This is a genomic window from Pseudomonas sp. S3E17, assembly GCF_024168685.1.
GTDB classification, from domain to species: Bacteria; Pseudomonadota; Gammaproteobacteria; order Pseudomonadales; family Pseudomonadaceae; genus Aquipseudomonas; species Aquipseudomonas marginalis.
In genome coordinates this window covers 6387429-6404561 of sequence record NZ_JALJWE010000001.1, presented here as the reverse complement: position 1 = coordinate 6404561, position 17133 = coordinate 6387429, and the positions used below count along the sequence as shown (strand labels likewise).

20 protein-coding genes and 1 tRNA gene are annotated in these 17133 nt (G+C 61.2%); 13 read left to right on the top strand and 8 right to left on the bottom strand.

What is annotated here, in order from left to right; translation table 11 throughout:
• The first annotated feature begins 13 nt into the window (after window positions 1-13).
• The 8 genes from J3D60_RS29055 to J3D60_RS29020 all read left to right on the top strand — a co-directional run bounded on the left by J3D60_RS29055 (window position 14) and on the right by J3D60_RS29020 (window position 6150).
• A complete protein-coding gene (locus tag J3D60_RS29055; protein WP_027604298.1) occupies window positions 14-865 on the top strand; it encodes an STAS domain-containing protein in 852 nt (283 codons plus the stop codon).
• Window positions 866-867: 2 nt separating this feature from the next.
• Window positions 868-1230, top strand: coding sequence for an STAS domain-containing protein (locus J3D60_RS29050; RefSeq protein WP_065938902.1), 363 nt, complete (start codon window positions 868-870; stop codon window positions 1228-1230).
• On the top strand, window positions 1227-1631 hold the full coding sequence (locus tag J3D60_RS29045; protein ID WP_065938901.1) for an anti-sigma regulatory factor: 405 nt from the start codon (window positions 1227-1229) through the stop codon (window positions 1629-1631). The genes J3D60_RS29050 and J3D60_RS29045 overlap by 4 nt, the downstream gene beginning before the upstream one ends.
• Complete coding sequence (locus J3D60_RS29040) at window positions 1622-2629, top strand: ATP-binding protein (protein WP_253493633.1); 1008 nt, start codon at window positions 1622-1624, stop codon at window positions 2627-2629. The genes J3D60_RS29045 and J3D60_RS29040 overlap by 10 nt, the downstream gene beginning before the upstream one ends.
• Complete coding sequence (locus J3D60_RS29035) at window positions 2622-3485, top strand: sensor histidine kinase KdpD (RefSeq protein ID WP_098480209.1); 864 nt, start codon at window positions 2622-2624, stop codon at window positions 3483-3485. Before J3D60_RS29040 ends, J3D60_RS29035 begins: the two co-directional genes overlap by 8 nt.
• Entirely contained in the window at window positions 3475-5409 is a 1935-nt protein-coding gene (locus tag J3D60_RS29030) for a response regulator (RefSeq protein WP_253493632.1), read from the top strand. Before J3D60_RS29035 ends, J3D60_RS29030 begins: the two co-directional genes overlap by 11 nt.
• Window positions 5410-5657: 248 nt before the next feature.
• Window positions 5658-5870, top strand: a complete 213-nt coding sequence (locus tag J3D60_RS29025) for a cold-shock protein (protein WP_253493631.1) — start codon at window positions 5658-5660, stop codon at window positions 5868-5870.
• A 67-nt stretch (window positions 5871-5937) separates the two neighbouring features.
• Complete coding sequence (locus J3D60_RS29020; RefSeq protein WP_027604305.1) at window positions 5938-6150, top strand: cold-shock protein; 213 nt, start codon at window positions 5938-5940, stop codon at window positions 6148-6150.
• Between the two features lie 13 nt (window positions 6151-6163).
• Here J3D60_RS29020 and J3D60_RS29015 read toward each other — a convergent pair whose 3' ends face one another.
• A complete protein-coding gene (locus J3D60_RS29015; RefSeq protein ID WP_092487903.1) occupies window positions 6164-7789 on the bottom strand; it encodes a methyl-accepting chemotaxis protein in 1626 nt (541 codons plus the stop codon).
• 569 nt (window positions 7790-8358) lie between these two features.
• On the opposite strand from J3D60_RS29015, the gene J3D60_RS29010 reads away from it, so the two are divergent.
• Both J3D60_RS29010 and J3D60_RS29005 read left to right on the top strand, forming a co-directional pair.
• Window positions 8359-8661 (top strand): type II toxin-antitoxin system HigB family toxin, encoded by a 303-nt coding sequence (locus J3D60_RS29010; RefSeq protein WP_065928208.1) that lies wholly within the window; start codon window positions 8359-8361, stop codon window positions 8659-8661.
• 3 nt (window positions 8662-8664) lie between these two features.
• On the top strand, window positions 8665-9036 hold the full coding sequence (locus J3D60_RS29005; protein WP_098480212.1) for a type II toxin-antitoxin system HigA family antitoxin: 372 nt from the start codon (window positions 8665-8667) through the stop codon (window positions 9034-9036).
• Between the two features lie 139 nt (window positions 9037-9175).
• On the opposite strand, the gene J3D60_RS29000 is transcribed toward J3D60_RS29005, so the two are convergent.
• From J3D60_RS29000 to dapA, 5 genes are all read right to left on the bottom strand, one after another.
• Window positions 9176-9265, bottom strand: a tRNA-Ser gene (locus J3D60_RS29000).
• Window positions 9266-9348: 83 nt separating this feature from the next.
• Window positions 9349-10062 (bottom strand): phosphoribosylaminoimidazolesuccinocarboxamide synthase, encoded by a 714-nt coding sequence (gene purC / locus J3D60_RS28995; RefSeq protein WP_027604309.1) that lies wholly within the window; start codon window positions 10060-10062, stop codon window positions 9349-9351.
• Window positions 10063-10089: 27 nt separating this feature from the next.
• Window positions 10090-10848, bottom strand: a complete 759-nt coding sequence (locus J3D60_RS28990) for an MBL fold metallo-hydrolase (protein ID WP_027604310.1) — start codon at window positions 10846-10848, stop codon at window positions 10090-10092.
• Window positions 10849-10852: 4 nt separating this feature from the next.
• Window positions 10853-11968: an outer membrane protein assembly factor BamC gene (bamC, locus tag J3D60_RS28985; RefSeq protein WP_115485874.1), complete on the bottom strand. Its 1116-nt coding sequence runs from the start codon at window positions 11966-11968 to the stop codon at window positions 10853-10855.
• A gap of 17 nt (window positions 11969-11985) precedes the next feature.
• Window positions 11986-12864, bottom strand: coding sequence for a 4-hydroxy-tetrahydrodipicolinate synthase (gene dapA / locus J3D60_RS28980; RefSeq protein ID WP_065938895.1), 879 nt, complete (start codon window positions 12862-12864; stop codon window positions 11986-11988).
• Between the two features lie 273 nt (window positions 12865-13137).
• On the opposite strand from dapA, the gene J3D60_RS28975 reads away from it, so the two are divergent.
• Complete coding sequence (locus J3D60_RS28975; RefSeq protein ID WP_003172487.1) at window positions 13138-13698, top strand: glycine cleavage system protein R; 561 nt, start codon at window positions 13138-13140, stop codon at window positions 13696-13698.
• Between the two features lie 12 nt (window positions 13699-13710).
• Window positions 13711-14184, top strand: coding sequence for a peroxiredoxin (locus tag J3D60_RS28970; RefSeq protein ID WP_065938894.1), 474 nt, complete (start codon window positions 13711-13713; stop codon window positions 14182-14184).
• 49 nt (window positions 14185-14233) lie between these two features.
• Here the strand turns inward: J3D60_RS28970 and J3D60_RS28965 are convergent, their stop codons facing one another.
• Window positions 14234-15304: an AI-2E family transporter gene (locus J3D60_RS28965; protein WP_065938893.1), complete on the bottom strand. Its 1071-nt coding sequence runs from the start codon at window positions 15302-15304 to the stop codon at window positions 14234-14236.
• A gap of 31 nt (window positions 15305-15335) precedes the next feature.
• A complete protein-coding gene (locus J3D60_RS28960) occupies window positions 15336-15575 on the bottom strand; it encodes a sulfurtransferase TusA family protein (RefSeq protein ID WP_010212198.1) in 240 nt (79 codons plus the stop codon).
• A gap of 95 nt (window positions 15576-15670) precedes the next feature.
• Between J3D60_RS28960 and J3D60_RS28955 the strand changes: the two genes are divergently transcribed.
• Window positions 15671-17104 (top strand): M48 family metalloprotease, encoded by a 1434-nt coding sequence (locus J3D60_RS28955; protein WP_027604315.1) that lies wholly within the window; start codon window positions 15671-15673, stop codon window positions 17102-17104.
• The last annotated feature ends 29 nt before the right edge of the window (window positions 17105-17133 follow it).

Genomic DNA, 17133 nt, shown 5'->3' with positions numbered 1-17133 from the left:
AAGGAGGTTTCCCGTGGCAACTCTGCAAGCTCACACCATCCAGGCACTGCACACCCATCGCCCGACCCTGCTGACCGAATGGGTTGCCAGCCTTGAAGCTTCGGGGGCCACGCGTAACGTCAAGGCCGAAGACACCCGGCAGCAGGCCAACGACTTCCTCAACCTGCTGATCGCGGCGCTGCAGCAAGGCGGTTCCCAGCCGGTCAACCATGAAAACTGGGCAGAAACCCGGGTATTCCTGGAAAAGCTCTCCCACAGCCGCGCCCTGGTCGGCCAGGACTCGCAACAGACCGCCAGCTTTATCTTTGCCCTCAAGGGCCCGCTGTTCGCGCTGCTGCAACGGGAATATGCCGAACAACCGACGCAACTGGCCGAACAACTCTGGGAAATCTCCGAGCTGCTTGACGCGCTGGGCATGCACACCATCCGTACGTTCCAGAAATCCCGTGAGTCGGTGATCAAGCGCCAGCAGGAAGAATTGCTGGAACTGTCCACCCCGGTGGTCAAGCTGTGGGACGGCGTGCTGGCCCTGCCAATGATCGGCACCCTGGATTCGCAACGCACCCAGGTGGTCATGGAGTCGCTGCTGCAGCGCATCGTCGACACCGGCTCGGAAATCGCCATCATCGACATCACCGGCGTACCCACCGTGGACACCCTGGTAGCCCAGCACCTGTTGAAAACCGTTACGGCCATCCGCCTCATGGGGGCCGACTGCATCATCAGCGGCGTGCGTCCGCAGATCGCCCAGACCATCGTGCACCTGGGCCTCGACCTGCAAGGCGTGGTGACCAAGGCCAACCTGGCGGATGCCTTGGCGTTGGCCCTGAAACGCCTGGGCGTCACCATCAGCAAGGCTGTTTAAGCATGGAACGTATCCCTATTTTGCAGATGGGCGAATTCCTGCTCGTGACGATCCAGGTCGACATGCATGACCAGCTCGCGCTGACGCTGCAGGACGACCTGTCCGAGCGCATCAGCCGTACATCCGCCCGGGGCGTGCTGATCGACATTTCGGCGCTGGACATGGTCGACTCGTTTATCGGCCGCATGATCGGCACCATTTCCGGCCTGTCGCGCATCATGGATGCCCAGACCGTGCTGGTGGGCATGCAGCCGGCCGTGGCGATCACGCTGGTGGAACTGGGCATGACCCTGCCGGGCGTGGCCACCGCGTTGAACGTCGAGCGCGGCATGCAACTGTTGCGTGACCGGGTAGACCACTCATGACCCAGGCCAGCAGTGGCACTCACCCGGTGCTCATCGAACAGGACGTAGTGCTGGCCCGACAATTGGTGCGCAAGCTGGCCCAGGAATGCGGCATGCGCCTGATCGACCTGACCAAACTGGTCACCGCCGTCAGTGAGCTGGCGCGCAACACCGTGGTGTACGGCGGCGGCGGCCATATGGATTGGGCCGTGGTCGAAAAAGACCACCGCCCAGGCCTGCGCCTGACCTTTCGCGACGAAGGGCCGGGCATCCCCGACCTCAAGTTGGCGATGACCGACGGCTGGACCTCCGGCGGCGGCCTGGGCCTGGGCCTGACCGGCGCCAAGCGGTTGGTGGACGAGTTTGAACTGGACACCGCACCCGGCCAGGGCACCCGCGTGACGATTACCCGATGGGCCTGAATATTCCCAGTGCCCTGACCCAGGTGTTGTTGATCGAGGATGTCAGCCAGATCGGCCATGCCCGACGCACCGCGCAACAGTTGGCCGAACAATCGGGCTTCGACGAGACCGATGCCGGCCGCGTGGCACTGGTGGCCACCGAGCTGGCCAGCAATATCCTCAAGCATGCCGCCCATGGCCAATTGCATCTGCGCCTTACGGGTAACCAGGGCGTGGAGCTGATCGCCGTGGACCGTGGCCAGGGCTTTGACCTGGACAGTTGCCTGGTGGACGGCTTTTCCACCGGCGGCACCCAGGGCATCGGCATGGGCGCCATTGCTCGTGTGGCCCAGGTGTTCGACGTGTACGCCGATCAACGCGGCACGGCGATGCTGGCGCGCCTGTATCCACGGGCATCGGCCACCAAAGATATCCGCTACGGCGTCAGCCAGCATTCCCTGCACGACGACCCGGCCTGTGGCGATGCCTGGCACCTGGTGATCGAACCCGGCCGGTTCAGCGTGATGGTAGCCGACGGTCTGGGCCATGGCTGCGAAGCCGAACGCGCGGCGCAGGCCGGCGAAGCGGTGTTTGCCCAAGACGCCTTCTTCGACGCAAGCGAGTTGTTCAACGACCTGCATATCGGCATGAACGGCACCCGCGGCGCAGCCGTGGCCGTGGCGCAGTACGATGCCACGACCGACAGCCTGCGCTTTACCGGGGTGGGCAATATCGGCGCCAGCCTGATCGGCCCCGGCAAGTCCCGCGGGCTGGCGTCCCATCCGGGGATCGTCGGCGTGCAGTTTCGCAAGGCGCAGCCCTTCGACTACGCTCAAGTGGGTGGCCAGATACTGATCCTCTACAGCGACGGCCTGCAGTCACGCTGGAACCTGGCGGACTATCCCGGGCTTTCCCATCGCCACCCTGCCCTGATCGCCGCCGTCCTGCACCGTGATTTCTCTCGCGGCCGGGATGACGTTACCGTCTTTGTGATTGCCCTGGAGGCCACCGATGGCTGACACCACCGTTTCGCTTGAGGAGCAAGTGCGAACGCTTCGCCTGGAAGCCGATGCACTGCGCGCCGAACTGGACGAAACCAACCAGGGCGTATTGGCACTCTATGCCGAGCTGGATACCCAGGCCGACCAACTGCGCCAGGCGTCGGACCTGAAAAGCCGTTTCCTGTCGTACATGAGCCATGAATTCCGCACGCCCCTGGGCTCGATCCTGAGCATCACCAGCCTGTTGGCCGACGAACTCGACGGCCCGCTGAGCCCCGAGCAGCACACACAGGTCGGGTTTATCCGCAGCTCGGCACGCGAACTGCGCGAAATGGTCGACGACCTGCTGGACCTGGCCAAGATCGAGGCCGGGCGCATCACGATCTCGCCGGCCTGGTTCGACATGTTCGATCTGTTCTCGGCGTTGCGCGGGATGTTCCGCCCGATCGTCGATGCGACGTCGGTGGACTTGATCTTCGAAGAGCCGATCGGCTTGCCCAAGCTGTACACCGATGACAAGAAGCTCGCGCAGATCCTGCGCAACTTCATCTCCAACGCCCTTAAGTTCACGGTGCAAGGTGAAGTGCGAGTGTCGGCGCAGAGAGTGGGTGATCAGGAAATCCGCTTTGCCGTGCACGACACCGGCCTGGGCATTCCAGCCGAATTGCACAGCAACCTGTTCGAAGACTTTTCCCAGATCGATTCGCCGCTGCAAAAACGCCTGCGCGGCACCGGCCTGGGGCTGTCGCTGTGCAAACGCTTTGCCGAGTTGCTCGGCGGCCGCGTCGGCGTGGAAAGTACCCCAGGCGTGGGCTCGATGTTCTTCGTGATCATTCCTCTCTCTATTCCTGGCGGGCCTGTTGATGAACCGTGACATCCAACTGCTGATCGTCGACGACAACGCGGCGACCCGCTATGCCCTGCGCCGGCGCCTGGAGAACCATGACTACCGCGTGCTCGAGGCCGGCACCGGCCAGGAAGGGCTGGACCTGATCGCCAGCCAAAAGATCGACGGGCTGATCCTCGACGTCAACCTGCCGGACATGAGCGGCTTCGACATCGTACGCGGGCTGCGCGCCGATCCGGTCACGGCCTTGCTGCCGGTGGTGCACGTGTCGGCAGCCTCCATCGAGACCGGCGACATCATCACCGGCCTGGATGCCGGGGCCGATGCGTACCTGATCCACCCTATCGACCCCGATGTGCTGCTGGCGACTCTGCGGACCTTGCTGCGGGTGCGCGACACCGAATATGCGCTGCGCGAGAGCGAGGCACGCTTTCGCGAAATATTCTTCAATATCAGCGCACCGATTGCGGTCATGGATGCACAGCTCAAGGTCCACGAATGTAACCACGCCTTCGCCCAATTGATTCACGACAACCTCAACCCCGACGCCCTGCTGGAGTGCTTCGCCGCCGATCAGCTCGGCGTGCTCCAGGAACTGTGCCAGCGCCTGGCTGCGGGCGAGCGCTGGAAGGGCACCCTGCACATGAAGGTCGACGGTCAGTTGCGCGAGACCGAATGGCAGGTTTCGCCCTACCGCAGCGCCGAATTGAGCCTGGTGTTTGTCGAAGACGTCACCGAGCACCGCCACCGCGAGCGGCACCAACAGGCCGAGCTGGCCAACGCCGCCACCCAGTTGGCACGTACCGAGGCACAACTGTTGCAGGCGCAGAAGATGGATGCCCTGGGCAAGCTCACCGGCGGCATTGCCCATGACTTCAACAACCTGCTGACCGGGATCATCACCAGCCTGGAGCTGATCAAGAAACGCATCGAGACCCAGCGCACCGACAAGGTCATGGCCTATGCCGATGCAGCGTTGAGCTCGGCCCTCAGCGCCGCCGGCCTGACCAACCGCCTGCTCGCCTTCGCCCGCCAGCAACCGCTGGACACGCGGCCGATCGACATCAACGCGCATATCCGCTCCCTGGAGGAACTGCTGGTACGCACCATCGGTGAACATATCGCGCTGAAGCTGGAGCTGACCAACAACCCTGCCGTGGCGATGGTCGATCCGATCCAGCTGGAAAGTGCGGTGCTGAACCTGGTGATCAACGCCCGCGACGCGCTGCCCAAGGGCGGCACCGTCTGGGTGACGACTTACCCAGCCTACTCCAGTGGCAACCTGAAACTGGAAAACGGCGCCTACATCGCCCTGTCGGTGCGGGACAACGGGGTGGGCATCGAACACAGCGTCATCGACAAAGTCTTCGATCCTTTTTTCACCACCAAACCGCTGGGCCAGGGTACCGGGCTGGGCCTGTCGACCATCTACGGGTTTGCCCGCCAGTCCGGCGGCGATGCACAGATCCGCAGCGTGACCCGCCAGGGCACCGAAGTGACCATCATGCTTCCCGCCGCCAGCGGGCCTGCCAGCATCGTGACCAAGCCTCTGGCCGCACCCGGCCAGAGCCAGGGCGAACATGTGCTGGTCGTCGAAGACATGCCTTCGGTGCGCAGCTTTGTCGCCGAAATCCTGGCCGACGCCGGCTACCGCTGCAGCCTGGCCGCCAATGGTGACGAAGCGGTGGTCTGCCTGCGCAGCGACCCGAGCATCAACCTGTTGTTGACCGACGTCGGCCTGCCCTTTATGACCGGGCGCGAACTGGCAGACGTGGCACGCGAGATTCGCCACACCTTGCCGATCCTGTTCATGACCGGCTACGCGGAAAATGCCGCGAACCGGCAAAGCTTCCTCGGCGAAGGCATGGATCTGATTTCCAAGCCGTTCCATATCGATGAGTTGCTGGAAAAGATCCGCCGTGGGCTGGATGGGATGGCAGGCGAGCGTTAGAAGGGACAGGCGCACCACGCCACAAGGCACCTGCCTGGTGCCCGAAGGCGGCGAAAACCGAATGCCCGCGCGGCGCGAAAACCCACGGTAAAACGAAGCAGTATCGCGCAACGGCACAGGCGGCGAACCTGTCAGGAATGACAGTACCGCTGGTCCCGTGGCGCGTTGACGAGCAGCGGCTTCGGGACTTTGCTTATGGGTACCGCGACGAATCTGCAGCGGGGCACACCGGTTCGAGGACACCAAGAATGAGCGAAAGACAAAACGGCACAGTGAAGTGGTTCAACGATGAAAAGGGTTACGGATTCATCACGCCGGAGAGCGGCCCCGACCTGTTCGTCCACTTCAGGGCAATCGAGGGCAACGGGTTCAAAACACTGAAGGAGGGCCAGAAGGTCACCTTTGAAGTCGTAGAGGGCCAGAAAGGCATGCAGGCCGATAAAGTCCAAATCGTGTCCTGACCCGCTTGATGCCCGCAGACATACCTGCCCCGACGGGCCACCTATTGCACTGGAAAGGAGAACGGCCATGCCCAGGAAAACTCCACAGACTGCAATCTCCATCAGCAGCAAGACCGCCGCCTACGATGAGCAGGACATTTTCTTTCGCAGCGCCACCACCGCCCAGGGCGGCCGGCGGCTGCGCGAGGGGCAGACGGTCACCTACGAATTGGTCAGGGGCCCGGGCGGCGACTGGCAGGCCGTCAATATCGAGATCGTGGACGAGTCGACACTGAACTAGCCCACGCATTTCACTACAGCTGAAACCTTGCGACGGCTTCGTTCAAGGAAACGGCCAGCTGCGCCAGTTCTCGACTCGATCCATTGATCTGCCCGGCGCCGGAAGAGGATTGCGCAGACAGGTCGCGAATATTGACGATATTGCGATCGACTTCCTTGGCCACCTGGGCCTGCTCCTCGGCGGCGCTGGCGATGACCAGGTTGCGCTGGTGGATCTGGTCGATGGAGTCGGTGATCTGGCTCAATGCGCCCCCCGCCCCCTCAGCCAGGGCCAGGGTGTCGGTGGCTCGCTGGGTGCTCGACTGCATCGAGCTCAACGCGTCGTTGGACCCCGTGCGCATCGCGGTCACCATCTGGTCGATTTCCAGGGTCGATTGCTGGGTACGGTGGGCCAGTGCACGGACTTCGTCAGCCACCACCGCAAAGCCGCGCCCGGACTCACCGGCCCGCGCCGCCTCGATCGCAGCGTTGAGTGCCAGCAGGTTGGTCTGCTCGGCGATGGAGCGGATCACATCGAGCACCTTGCCGATATCCCGCGATTGCTCGGCGAGGTTCTGCACCAGGGTCGAGGTTTCGCCGATGTTGGTGCTCAGGGCTTGAATGGCGCTGACCGTTTCACCCACACGGTGCTGGCCTTCGCGCGCGGTTTCATTGGAAAGGCGAGTGGACTCGGAGGTGGACACCGCATTGCGCGCTACCTCATCCGCCGCCGAGGTCATCTCGTTGACGGCGGTGGCGGCCTGCTCGATTTCAGCGGTCTGCTTTTGCAGGCTGCGGCTGCTCTGGTCGGTGATGCCGTTGAGGTCGGTGGCCGATGACGCCATCTGCCCGGCCGACTGGCGAATCAGTTGCAAGGTCCCGCGCAGGTTGGCCTGCATGGTCTTGAGGGCCACGAGCAGGCGCGTCACTTCGTCGTCGCCGCTCACGTCCACCGTTTGGGTCAGGTCACCTTGGGCAACGTTCTCGGCAGCCCGTACGGCATGACTGAGCGGGCCGACAATGCTGCGCGTGAGCAACCAGGCCAGCAGCACGGTGCTCAACCCGGCCACGATCACAAATCCGAACACCATGGTGCGCGAACGGCCGTACTGCGATTCGGCCGCCTGGCCTTGCTGGTTGATCTGGGCGTTGTAGTAGTCGGCCAGGGCATTGAGTTGGGCCCCGGAGCCATCGACCACGGTTTTCATATCCACCAGCAACAACTTGTTGAGCTCGGCGCCCTGCTGCTTGTCGGCGAGGATGAACGACTGCGCCAGCCCCTGCTGGTATTGGCGCAGCGAGACCTGGAACTGGTCGTAGAGCGTGCGCACTTCGGGGGTGTCGATCACTGCATCGAGGTCGGCCAGTCGTTTGCTCAGGTCCTGGCTGCGGGTGTCCATCTGGCTACGGTATTGCGGGATGCTCGCCGGGTTCGGGTCCAGGGCCATGCGCAAAGAGATCGTACGAATGCGCAGCATGATTTCGCGAATGTCCGCCACCAGCCGCATCTTCGGCACCAGCCCGCTTTCCACCTGCACCGCGCTGGCGCGGATGCTTGCCATGTTCGACAGTGCAAAAAAACCCAGCAGGGCCACGAGCAAAGCAATCAGGGCAAAACCCAGACCCGCACGGCGGGCGATGGACAGGCTGCGAAGGGACATTAGGGGGGACTCTCTTATTGGGGGATACGATGTCGTACGAGAGTATTTCGGCCGTGCGGATAAAGACTTGAGGGGCGTACACCCAGGAAATGGGAAGTTATAAATATCAGTGAGTTATTTGCAGTATCGACGAGCACGGCGCCCACCAACGACAATACTGGGAACATCAAAGGATTACCCCACCAGCAGGTCTGACATGGAAAAAGCCGTCATTACTCTGGCACTGATTTCTTGCCTATACGGCTGCATCGGCGCACAACTTTCACTTCCTGAACAGAAAAACGTACGCACCACCCCTCAACAGAACCCGCCTGAACGAGCATGGTGCGGCGTGACGCTTTGGGCTGTAGTTCCAATACCCCTGAAGCTCCCCGTGTGCCGCTCACATCCCGCTCCCTCGCCCTTATATGCCTGTGGTCCTTTCATGTTCCTGGGACCGATCATGCACGGTTACAAGGGGAATGCCTTATGTGGAGAAATGCCTTGAGAGCCCATGACACCCGTCTGGAAAACTGCTTGTTCCCATGTGCCCACTTGCAAAAGTCCCAAGGCGGGACTAGGATTTTCCCATGAGAATAGTCGCACTCAGTCAACTCAAAACCTTTTGGCACAAGTACCCGGATTCGGAGCAACCGTTCCTGGCCTGGATAGACGAAGTAAAAAACGCCGACTGGTCAAACCCGGCTGACATCAAGGAACACTTTCGCAGCGCTAGCATTCTCAAAAGTCGAAGGGTCGTCTTCAACATCAAAGGTAACGACTACAGGCTCGTGGTCGCCGTGGCCTATCGCTATGGCGCTGTCTACATCAAGTTTGTCGGTACACATAAGCAGTACGACGCAATTGACGCCGATACCGTCGAAACGGAGTAACCCATGAACATCCGACCTATCCACACCGAACAGGATTACAAGGACGCGCTCAAGTCTGTCTCTGCACTGTTCGACAACGAACCAGAACCCGGCACCCCGGAAGGTGATTACTTTGACGTAATGATCACGCTGATCGAGGCCTATGAAGCCAAACACTTTCCCATGGACCTGCCCAACCCAATCGATGCCATTCGCTTCAGAATGGAACAGTCTGGCCTGTCGGCGGCTGATCTTATTCCCGCCATTGGCCGCCAGAATCGTGTTTATGAAGTGCTGAATGGAAAACGAGCGCTGACCTTGCCGATGATTTGGAAGCTGCATGAGATGTTTGGAATTCCAGCAGAAAGCCTGATCAAGCCAGTAAGGACTGCTTGAAGATGGAATACGGTGGGTTGTGCCTGCTGGAAACAACCACTGCGGCCCTGTTTGCTGCTCGGAACGAGTAGCTTGCCCTCAAATCTCAGAAACGAAAAAGCCCCGTAGCTTGTTCAGCTACGGGGCTTTTTCTATGTAATGGCGGAGAGATAGGGATTCGAACCCTAGGTACCGGTGAAGGTACAACGGATTTCGAATCCGTCCCATTCGGCCACTCTGGCATCTCTCCAACGGCGCGCATCATAACAGCCTGTTTCGTGGAAGCAAAGCTCAAACGAGATTTTTTTCCGTGCTATCAGATGCTTGCGTCGATTAAAGCGGTACGCCGAGGCGCTTGGCGACTTCTTCGTAGGCTTCGATCACATCACCGAGGCCTTGGCGGAAGCGGTCCTTGTCCATCTTTTTCTTGGTGTCCTTGTCCCACAGGCGGCAGCCGTCCGGGCTGAATTCGTCGCCGAGGACGATGGAGCCGTCGTGGAACACGCCGAATTCCAGCTTGAAGTCCACCAGCAGCAGGCCTGCGTCGTCGAACAGCTTGCTCAGCACGTCGTTGACCTTGAGGGACAACTCCTTCATGCGTGCCAGTTGCTCGGCGGTGCCCCAGCCGAACGCCACGACGTGGGATTCGTTGATGAACGGGTCGCCCTTGGCGTCGTCCTTCAGGAACAGTTCGAACGTGTAAGGGTTGAGCTTGAGACCCTCTTCCACGCCCAGGCGCTTGACCAGGCTGCCGGCGGCGTAGTTACGCACGACGCATTCCACCGGGATCATGTCCAGCTTCTTCACCAGGCACTCGTTGTCGCCCAGCAGTTTGTCGAATTGGGTCGGGATACCGGCCGCTTCGAGTTTCTGCATGATGAAGGCGTTGAACTTGTTGTTCACCATGCCCTTGCGATCAAGTTGTTCGATGCGCTTGCCGTCGAACGCCGAGGTGTCGTTGCGAAACAGCAGGATCAGGCGGTTGGCGTCGTCGGTCTTGTACACCGACTTGGCTTTGCCGCGGTAGAGTTCTTCACGTTTTTCCATGATGGGCTCCGCTTTGAGTGAGGTGGGCTAGGCGATATGTCGCCAGTCGAGCCCTGAATCTTGATCGGCCAGTTGCAGCCAGTCCGGGTCGCACCCGAGGGTGTCGACAAAACATTGCCGGGCAAGCGTCGGCAGGTTGTTCTTGCTGCTCAAGTGGGCCAGGACCAGGTGTTGCAGGTCTTGCCAGCCCAACTCATACACCAGGTACGCCGCCTGATGGTTGTTCAAATGTCCCAGTTCGCCGCCGACCCGTTGCTTGAGAAAGTACGGATAGTGACCGCGAGCCAGCAGGTCTCGGCAGTGGTTGGACTCGATCATCAAGGCATCGAGGTTCCGGTAGCCGTCCAGTACCTTGGCGCAGTAGGAGCCCAGGTCGGTGAGCACGCCGAAACGCCGCTCTCCGTCACTGAATACATACTGCGTCGGTTCCTGGGCGTCGTGCGCCACGGCAATCACATCGATGCTCAGGGCACCGATTTGCAGCTGCTCGCCACCGGCCAGGAAACCTGCGGGTTCTATAGGTTTGCGCATCCCGCGCAGTGTGCCGCGACTGAGGTACACCGGAAGATTGTAGCGCCGAGACAGCAAACCCACGCCATGCACGTGGTCGGCATGTTCGTGGGTCACCAGAATCGCGCTCAGCTGCGAGGGGTGAACCCCCAGGCGCAGCAGGCGCCGCTCGGTTTCCTTTAACGAGAAACCACAATCCACCAGCACGTACGTGTCGTCATGGGCGACCAGCGTGCCGTTCCCTTGGCTACCGCTGCCGAGAACGGCAAAACGCATCGGATCAGCCCAGGTTGTCCTGAATAACGCCCAACACCTTGCGCGCTGTTTCAGCCGGCGCGACGGTGTTGATGTTCTTCTCGACGGTGACCTGCACAGTCTCGCCAACCTTGCTCAAACGCACCTGATAACGCTCGGCGCGGGTCTCGATTTCTTCCTTGGTCGGCTTGCTGCCGAACAGTTTGCCGAAGAAACCAGGCTCATCGTCTTTGCGCTCGGCCTTTTCAGCCACGTTGATGTAGTACAGGCCCAGGCTGCGGTTGATGTCTTCAACACGCCATGGGCCTTGCTCCAACGCGCGGCCGACGCTGGCCCAGGCGCGATCCAGGTCTTCACCCAGGTTCAGCACCACGTTCCCGCTGCCGTCCTCGGTGAGGCTGACGCGGCTCGGGGTGTCGTAATCACGGGCGGCGAGCAGGGAAACGGAACCGCCCTTCTCGGAGATACGGCTCATGCTGGCCAGCATCTCGTCGACCAATGCCGAGTCGACACCGGTGTTGACCGAGCGGTTGGTGAAGTCGACGTTGGCGGTGCTGCCGGCAGGACGCTCGGCGCTGACCACGTAGACTTCACTGGTGTTGCGCTGTACGCCTGGCTCGATGCGCACACGCACACGGGCTTCGCTGTCGGCGGCCACACCGCCGGCCTGCAGGCGCTTGGCCATAGTGGCGGACAGCTCGCTGCCTTGCTGCCATGCCGTGGTGAATTCACCGGTCTGCGGGCGCTGCTCGTCGATGCGGAAACCGTTGTCCTGGAAGAACTGCACCGCTACCGGCCAGACTTCAGCAGGTGGGCGCTGCGCCACGATCCAACGCGAATCACCGCTCTTCTGCAGGCTGTAATCGCTGGCATCCGCCACGGCCGAGATCGGCTGGGGACGTGGCACGACGTATTCACCCTTGGTGGTGTCGTCGGCAACGTTGCGTGGAATCGGCAGCAACGGGTCAAGACGCTTGGCGACGTTGACGTCCGGCGGCAGTTGCATCGGTTTGGTTGCTTGTGCTTCCAGGTAATCGCTGCCGCGGTCACGGAAGTAGCCTTCCGGGCCCCAGATCCAACCGCAGCCACTGGTGCTGGAGATAATCAAGGCAAGTGCGGAAAGTCCGGCCAATCGCTTCATGCGTAGTGCTTCCTCAATTAAACCAGGACGCCGGACTGGCGCAGGGCCTGTCGCAGCGGTTCGTGACAGGCTTCGCTGAGGCGGGTGAGCGGCAGACGGATACCGTCCGGCATCAGGCCCATCTCGAACAGCGCCCACTTCACGGGAATAGGGTTGGATTCGATAAACAGTGTCTTGTTGAGCGGCATCAGCTTCTCGTGGATCGCACGGGCGGTCACGGCGTCACCGGCGATGGCAGCGGCACACATGTCGCTCATGGCGCGCGGGGCCACGTTGGCGGTCACGGAGATATTGCCCTTGCCGCCCAGCAGGATCAGCTCGACAGCCGTGGCGTCGTCACCGGAATACAGCAGGAAATCGCTGCTCACCCCGGCCAGGATATCCTTGGCGCGCTGCAGGTCGCCGGTGGCTTCCTTGATGCCGATGATGTTCGGCACGGTAGAGAGGCGGATCACGGTCTCGGCCTTCATGTCGCACGCGGTACGACCCGGCACGTTATAGAGGATCTGCGGGATGTCGACGGCTTCGGCAATGGTGCGGAAGTGCTGGTACAGGCCTTCCTGGGTCGGCTTGTTGTAGTACGGGGTCACCAGCAGGCAAGCGTCGGCGCCGGCTTTCTTGGCGTTTCGGGTCAGCTCGATGGCTTCGCGCGTCGAGTTGGCGCCCGTGCCGGCGATCACGGCGATACGCCCTGCCACACGCTTGACCACGAATTCGATCACCTGGATGTGTTCTTCCACATCGAGGGTGGCCGATTCACCTGTGGTGCCGACCGCCACGATGGCGTTGGTGCCTTCTTGCAGGTGGAAGTCCACCAGTTTGCCCAGGCTGTCCCAGTCGAGATGACCTTGTGCATCCATGGGTGTGACCAGTGCCACCATACTGCCCGCAATCATGCAACCGCTCCTGCCGGAAAAAGAGAGCCGTAATGGTACTGGCGCCAAGATGCTTGTACAAGCGAAGTACCGCCTGAGGATGCGTTCTGGCGCAACTAAACGACGGGCAATGCCATCATCGGGCCAAAGCACCGGTTGAGGCAGGGCAAAATCAGGCGGATCACGTAATGAAAACGCCACCTCCTATCCCTTGGCGACGCTTTTCGCTACCCTTCATGCTTTGATCGATACAGCCCTCACCGTATCGACCGCTCATCGTTTTAGGAAGGCTGCATGTCCACCCCCACAGTTCGCGAACAATTCCTTGTTATCAGTGCCCTCGGCGCCAACCCCATGGAGCTGACCAACGTCCTGTGCCGCGCCAGCCATGAAAACCGCTGTGCCGTGGTGACCTCCCGCCTGACCCGCCATGGCGAGTGCAGTGCGCTGGTCCTGCAGATTTCCGGCACCTGGGATGCCCTGGCGCGCCTGGAGACCGGCCTGCCGGGCCTGGCCAAGAAGCACGACTTCACCGTCAACGTGGTGCGCAGCGCCGCCCTGGAAAATCGCCCGCAGGCGCTTCCTTATGTGGCGTATGTCAGCTCGGCCTACCGTTCGGACATCGTCAATGAGCTGTGCCAGTTCTTCATCGACCATAACGTCGAACTGGAGAACCTGACCTGCGACACCTACCAGGCCCCGCAAACCGGCGGCACCATGCTCAACGCCACCTTCACCGTGACCCTGCCGGCCGGCGTGCAGATCAGTTGGCTGCGCGACCAGTTCCTGGATTTCGCCGATGCCCTGAACCTCGACGCGTTGATCGAGCCGTGGCGCCCACAGAACCCAATGTAAGGAAGTTTTTTCATGGCGGTAGTCATCGACAAACCCGTAGCTGATTTCGAAGCCCAGGCCACCAGTGGCCAGACCTTCAGCCTTGCCGCCCTCAAGGGCAAGCACGTGGTGATCTACTTCTACCCGAAGGACAGCACCCCAGGCTGCACCACCGAAGGCCAGGGTTTCCGTGACCAGTACACAGCATTCAAGGCCGCCAACACCGAAGTGTTTGGCGTGTCGCGCGACAGCGTGAAGTCCCATGAGAACTTCAAGGGCAAGCAGGAATTCCCGTTCGAGCTGATCAGCGACAAGGACGAAGCGGTCTGCCAGCTGTTCGACGTCATCAAGCTGAAGAAGCTGTACGGCAAGGAATACCTGGGTGTAGATCGCAGCACCTTCCTGATCGACAAGGACGGTGTGCTGCGCCAGGAATGGCGCGGCGTGAAAGTGCCGGGCCATGTGGACGCCGTTCTGGCCGCAGCCCAGGCGTTGAACAAGGCCTGATCTGTAGCGCGGATCACTGCGGCGATGAAGCAGTGATTCGCGCCTCCCCTTACAACAACGGTGCCACCACCGGCTCCTGCCGCGGCCACGCATCCAGCACGGCCTTGAACAGCGTCGCCAGGGGAATCGCAAAGAACACCCCCCAGAATCCCCACAGCCCACCAAACAACAACACTGCGCAGATGATCGCCACCGGGTGCAGGTTGACCGCCTCCGAGAACAGCAGCGGCACCAGCACGTTGCCATCCAGGGTCTGGATGATGCCGTAGACCGCCATCAGGTAGATGAACTGGTCGCTCCAGCCCCACTGGAACAAGGCGATCAAGGTCACCGGCACTGTCACCACCACGGCACCGACATACGGCACCACCACCGAAATCCCCACCAGCAGTGCCAGCAAGGCGGCGTAGTTGAGGTCCAGTGCGATAAACGCGATGTAGGTAACGCCCCCACAGATAATGATCTCGATGACCTTGCCACGAATGTAGTTGGCGATCTGCCGGTTCATTTCTTCGGCCACCCGGGTGATCAGCGCTCGTTCGCGCGGCAGATAGCCGCTCACCCAACGTCCGATCATGGCGCGGTCCTTGAGGAAGAAGAACACCAGGATCGGTACGAGCACCAGGTAGATCATGATGTTGACCAGTAGCGGCAGGCTGGACAGGGAAAAGGTCAGCGCCCATTGCCCGAATTTTCCGATTTCGCCGCGCGCCACTTCTATGGCCTGCAACACCTGCTCGTCCGAGACCAGATGCGGGTAGCGCTCCGGCAGCAGCAGCAACAGCGACTGCCATTTGACGAGCATGCCCGGCAACTCGTTGAACAACGTGATCAGTTGGTGCCACAGCAGCGGCAATACCACGACGACAAACACCACCAGCAGCCCCATGAACAAGGCGAATACCAGGCCCACTGCCGCGCCGCCCGGCAAGCGTAAACGCTCCAGGGTGGTGACCAGGCCCTGCATCAGGTAAGCCAGTACCATCCCCGCCAGCACCGGCGCCAGCATGCCACCCAAGGTGAGTACGGCCGTAAAGGCCAGAAACAGCAGGACCGCCAGCACCACGGCTTCTTCATCGGAGAAATAGCGCTGGATCCAGTCTCGTAACACTTTGAACATCAATCAACCTCGGGTGGTAGGGGCAAACGGTTCAGGCCTTGCGCAACCAGTAACGGTACACACCGGCGGCGTCTTCTTCATGCAGCAGGGTATGGCCGGCCAGCTTGGCGAAGGTGCGGAAATCACGCTGGGAACCTGCGTCGGTGGCGATCACCTTGAGCACAGCGCCACTGGCCAATCGATTGAGTTCCAGCTTGGCCTTGAGCAGAGGCAACGGGCAATTGAGGCCGCTGGCATCGAGTTCGGCATCAAAGGCTACAGCGTCGGTCATGGTTTTACTCCGGGCACGCATTCGGGGTGCTTAGAATATCTGGTCCGAAGCTCAGTGTCCGGCTACAGTAAGCTCTTTGTCGAAAGGCTCTGTGCATGACTTTTTTGCGCCCCACCCTGCTGACGCTGGCTTGCCTGCTGGCCTCCCCAGGCTTCGCTGACGACCTGCCGTCACTTGGCGACGCCAGTTCTGCCATTGTCTCGCCACAACAGGAATATCAGCTGGGCCGCGCCTGGCTGGCCTACCTACGGGGCCAGGTCTCGCAGCTGAACGACCCGCAGCTCAAGGATTACGTCGAAACCAGCGTGTACAAGCTGGTGGAAACCAGCCAGGTGAATGACCGGCGCCTGGAATTCATCCTGATCAACAGCCCGCAACTGAACGCCTTCGCCGCACCCGGCGGTATCGTCGGCGTGAACGGCGGCCTGTTTCTCAATGCCCAGACCGAAGGGGAATACGCGTCGGTGCTGGCCCACGAACTGGCTCACTTGTCCCAGCGTCACTTCGCCCGTGGTGTCGAGGCGCAGCAGCGCATGCAGATCCCGATGATGGCCGCCCTCCTCGGCGGCATCATTGCGGCCGCCGCCGGTGCCGGGGATGCCGGGATCGCTGCAATCGCCGGCACCCAGGCCGCGGCCATCCAGGAACAACGACGATTTTCTCGCCAGAATGAACAGGAAGCGGACCGTATCGGCATCGTCAACCTGGAGAAAGCCGGCTACGACCCGCGCTCCATGCCAACCATGTTCGAACGTCTGATGCGTCAGTATCGCTTCGACGCCAAGCCGCCGGAATTCCTGCTGACTCACCCGGTGACCGAATCGCGTATCGCCGACACCCGCAACCGCGCGGAACAGGCCAAGGCCGGCGGCAAGGAAGACAGCCTGCGCTACCAGCTGATTCGCGCGCGGGTACAACTGCAATACGAAGACACCTCCGGACTCGCCGCCAAGCGCTTCCAGGCGCAACTGGACGAAAATCCTAAAAACGACGTGGCGCGCTATGGCCTGGCCATCGCCCAGATCAAAGCCTCCCAGTTCAAACAGGCACGGGAAAGCCTGCAACCCTTGCTGGCCAAGGCGCCCAATGACATCACCTACAACCTGGCGCAGATCCAGTTGGACATCGACAACAACCACCTGCCCGATGCCCAGCAACGCACGGATCGGATGCTGACCCAATACCCCGGCAACTACCCGCTGAATCAGATTCGGGTAGATCTGTTGCTTAAACAGAATCGCACCGCCGATGCGGAAAAGGCCCTGGATGGCTTGCTCAAGTCGCGCCCGGACGATCCGGATGTGTGGTACCAGGTCGCCGAGACCCGTGGCTTGTCGGGCAATATCATCGGCCTGCATCAGGCTCGCGCCGAATACTTTGCTTTGGTGGGCGACTTCCAGCAGGCGATTCAGCAGTTGGACTTTGCCAAACGTCGCGCCGGCAGCAATTTCCCGTTGTCGTCACGTATCGATGCACGTCAGCGTGAGTTGATCGAACAGGAACGCCTGGTTAAAGGCATGATGGGCTAGACCCGTCGCCCACAAAAAAGCCCCGCCCT

Coding starts and splice junctions, on each gene's coding strand:
- J3D60_RS28975 (WP_003172487.1), top strand. CDS start 13,138: ATGTCCACCCCCACAGTTCGCGAACAATTCCTTGTTATCAGTGCCCTC.
- J3D60_RS29035 (WP_098480209.1), top strand. CDS start 2,622: ATGGCTGACACCACCGTTTCGCTTGAGGAGCAAGTGCGAACGCTTCGC.
- bamC (WP_115485874.1), bottom strand. CDS start 11,968: ATGAAGCGATTGGCCGGACTTTCCGCACTTGCCTTGATTATCTCCAGC.
- J3D60_RS29015 (WP_092487903.1), bottom strand. CDS start 7,789: ATGTCCCTTCGCAGCCTGTCCATCGCCCGCCGTGCGGGTCTGGGTTTT.
- J3D60_RS29025 (WP_253493631.1), top strand. CDS start 5,658: ATGAGCGAAAGACAAAACGGCACAGTGAAGTGGTTCAACGATGAAAAG.
- J3D60_RS28960 (WP_010212198.1), bottom strand. CDS start 15,575: ATGACCGACGCTGTAGCCTTTGATGCCGAACTCGATGCCAGCGGCCTC.
- J3D60_RS28955 (WP_027604315.1), top strand. CDS start 15,671: ATGACTTTTTTGCGCCCCACCCTGCTGACGCTGGCTTGCCTGCTGGCC.
- J3D60_RS29045 (WP_065938901.1), top strand. CDS start 1,227: ATGACCCAGGCCAGCAGTGGCACTCACCCGGTGCTCATCGAACAGGAC.
- dapA (WP_065938895.1), bottom strand. CDS start 12,864: ATGATTGCGGGCAGTATGGTGGCACTGGTCACACCCATGGATGCACAA.
- J3D60_RS29010 (WP_065928208.1), top strand. CDS start 8,359: ATGAGAATAGTCGCACTCAGTCAACTCAAAACCTTTTGGCACAAGTAC.
- J3D60_RS28965 (WP_065938893.1), bottom strand. CDS start 15,304: ATGTTCAAAGTGTTACGAGACTGGATCCAGCGCTATTTCTCCGATGAA.
- J3D60_RS29030 (WP_253493632.1), top strand. CDS start 3,475: ATGAACCGTGACATCCAACTGCTGATCGTCGACGACAACGCGGCGACC.
- J3D60_RS29040 (WP_253493633.1), top strand. CDS start 1,622: ATGGGCCTGAATATTCCCAGTGCCCTGACCCAGGTGTTGTTGATCGAG.
- J3D60_RS29005 (WP_098480212.1), top strand. CDS start 8,665: ATGAACATCCGACCTATCCACACCGAACAGGATTACAAGGACGCGCTC.
- J3D60_RS28970 (WP_065938894.1), top strand. CDS start 13,711: ATGGCGGTAGTCATCGACAAACCCGTAGCTGATTTCGAAGCCCAGGCC.
- purC (WP_027604309.1), bottom strand. CDS start 10,062: ATGGAAAAACGTGAAGAACTCTACCGCGGCAAAGCCAAGTCGGTGTAC.
- J3D60_RS29020 (WP_027604305.1), top strand. CDS start 5,938: ATGCCCAGGAAAACTCCACAGACTGCAATCTCCATCAGCAGCAAGACC.
- J3D60_RS29050 (WP_065938902.1), top strand. CDS start 868: ATGGAACGTATCCCTATTTTGCAGATGGGCGAATTCCTGCTCGTGACG.
- J3D60_RS28990 (WP_027604310.1), bottom strand. CDS start 10,848: ATGCGTTTTGCCGTTCTCGGCAGCGGTAGCCAAGGGAACGGCACGCTG.